The 2,495-nt window shown below is 63.3% G+C and carries 2 protein-coding genes; both read right to left on the bottom strand.

Annotation, left to right across the window (positions count from 1 at the left end):
• Nucleotides 1-481: hypothetical protein (locus Q1X90_RS00445; protein ID WP_300765694.1), on the bottom strand; the 481-nt coding region annotated here is incomplete at its 3' end.
• A gap of 255 nt (nt 482-736) precedes the next feature.
• Entirely contained in the window at nt 737-1,942 is a 1,206-nt protein-coding gene (locus Q1X90_RS00440; protein ID WP_300765693.1) for a glycosyltransferase family 4 protein, read from the bottom strand.
• Between the last annotated feature and the right edge of the window lie 553 nt (nt 1,943-2,495).

Here is a 2,495-nt window from a genome sequence, read left to right as displayed (position 1 = left end):
CCACGATCGCGATGGCGTCGGATCGGTCGGCCTCCCCCCGCAGGCCGTCGGCGGGATCGCCGGGCACCACTGTGAAATCCGAGGTCATGTCCGGCGGCAGATCCAGCGACATCATGCGACGGGACAGCTCGTCCGCCGCCCGAGCGCGGGACTCGTCGAGGCTGTCCGAATCAAGAGGCTCCATATATCCATCGGACGCCGACGTCATGGTGGGGTCGACGTACACGAAATGGATCCTGCGAAGTCCCATGCGGGCGGCCCATTCGATGGCCGTCCGGGCGACGGCGTCGGGTTGTCCCGGCGCGACGCCCACCAGCAGCGACCCCACCAGCAGCGACCCGACCAGCAGCGACGGAGTGTGGCCGGCTCCGTCGGAGGAGGGGCTGATGCCGGTCTGGCCGCGTTCCTCGGTGTCGGACGCCGGGGCGCCATCGGATATGGATTCACCGCGGGAGGTGGATGGCGATGTCATGAAGGACATGATGCTCCTTTCAGCGTATGGCCATACCTCGGCCATTGTCTGTAGGAACCATCAGCGTATGCGGTTCGGATGCGCGTCCACGCCCGCACCGGTCGTATCGAGCCGGAGCGTGTCGGGCGGCGTATCCAGGCGGGGCCCATCACCTGTCAGACGGCATGATAGCACCGGCGTGGACGCATCGCTTCTGGATGCCCAGAATGCCCGGCGGGCGTCCGGCTTCACCTTACCGGCTTCACCTTATCGGTCGGCTTCACCTTATTGAAGAATCCGCGTCTCCGGCCTGTCGGTGTGCCGGGAGCCGCGCCCCTCGGGGGAGGGGCTGGGCAAGCGGAGGTTCCCGCGCGTGTTGCCGGTCCAGATGTCGCTCAGATCGGTGCGCGTCTGTGCGGCCATTCTGCGGATGGTCTGCTTCTGCCGTTCGCGCGTGTGGACGATGTCGATGACCTTCTCGTAGGCCTTGAGATACTGTTTCGTCATCGTTCGGTAGTTGAACAGCATGCGTGCCCGCTCGGCGATGTAGCGTCTGTCCATGTCGAAGCAGCTTTCGATCTCGTGGTAGCCCTCCACGAAGTCCTCGACCAGCATGCCGGTGCGTCCCTCCTCGATGAGCTCCGGCATGGATCCGCGTTTGATGGCCAGCGTCGGGGTTCCGCAATACGCCGCCTCGAGCACGGTCAGTCCGAAGGGCTCGCGGAATCCGGTGGGATGCAGGTTGCATCGTGCGTGGGAGAGGAGCCTGACCTTGTCCTCGAATCCCAGTTCGCCAAGGTATTCGACGAGGGGGTTGGCAAGAAGGGGACGGATCTCCTCGTCGAAGTAGCCGTCGCCCTGATGATCGATTTTGCCGGCGACCTTGATCCGCATTCCCAGATTGATGGCCAGCTGTATCGCGAGATGCGGGTCCTTCTCCCTGTCGAATCTGCCGAGGAAGCAGAGATAGTCGTCGGGTTCCGTGACGATCGGGAAGCGTGAGGGATCCTCGCCGTTGTAGACGACGCCGACGTATTGGAGGTCGGGAAAGGCGTCCTGCTGGTTGCGTGAGATGGAGGCGTAGAACAGGTCTCGGCGATGATCGTAGTAGTCCAGCTGCTGGAAGGTGACCGGACCGTGCATCGTGGTGAGGTTCGGGAAGTCCTGAAAATCCTTGAGATCGAATCCATGCGAGTGGATGATGTCCACGTCGTCGAGGATTCCCCTCAGTTTGTCGGCGGTGGTTTTCTCGATCTCCTTCGCCCGCGCCAGATAGGCGGGGAGGTCCTTCCTGTGCCGTGGGAAGAAGATGGCCTTGTCCGTGATGGGGACGATGGGGCAGTCGATGGTCGAATCGGCCGAGGCCAGAAGGATGGGTTCGTGACCCATCTCCCGAAGTCCACGGATAAGATTCGCGATGACCAGCTCCGTGCCGCCGTACTGTTTCGGCGGGACGGGCACGTAGGGTCCTGCGATGACCGCGACGCGCACTGCTGCGCTCCTTTCTCTGTCGGACCGCGGCTGCAAGCGATATGAATGCGATTGGGTGTGATGCGGGACCTGCGTCGCGGTCGTGATGGTGTTGATGGTGTGGCCGCACCACGGCGTTGCCCATGGACGATTTTAGCACTCCGCCGTCATGAGTGCTAAGTGAGCATGATGACGGGGAGAGCGTGCCGGCACTCGTGGGGCCGGTGCTGGCCGGTGTCGACCAGCGTCGACCAGCGCCAAGGGGCCACTGCATTGGCGGGGTCACTATTTTTGGTCGGGTCGCATTTGGTGGGGGTCACATTGTATTGGTGAGGCCATTGGGTGAGGTCACTGTGTGGAACGTGCGGAGACGGTGACGTGCGGATCGCCTGCGGATCGCCATGTGGTATTCCTAAGTCACGCGATTAGGATCGGCGCTGCCGGCCGTCTGCGATCCCCCCATCCGTCATGCGGACGGATCGGGGCTTGGACGGATCGGAGTTCGGACGGATCGCGGGCGCGGAGGACGTCGTCGCCGAAGGCATGGGAGGTCGTCATGGAGAGGGAACCATTG

The sequence above is a fragment of the uncultured Bifidobacterium sp. genome (genome assembly GCF_949292005.1).
GTDB lineage: Bacteria > Actinomycetota > Actinomycetes > Actinomycetales > Bifidobacteriaceae > Bifidobacterium.
Note: the sequence above shows the minus strand (reverse complement) of the source record. Positions and strands in the feature narration are given on the sequence as shown.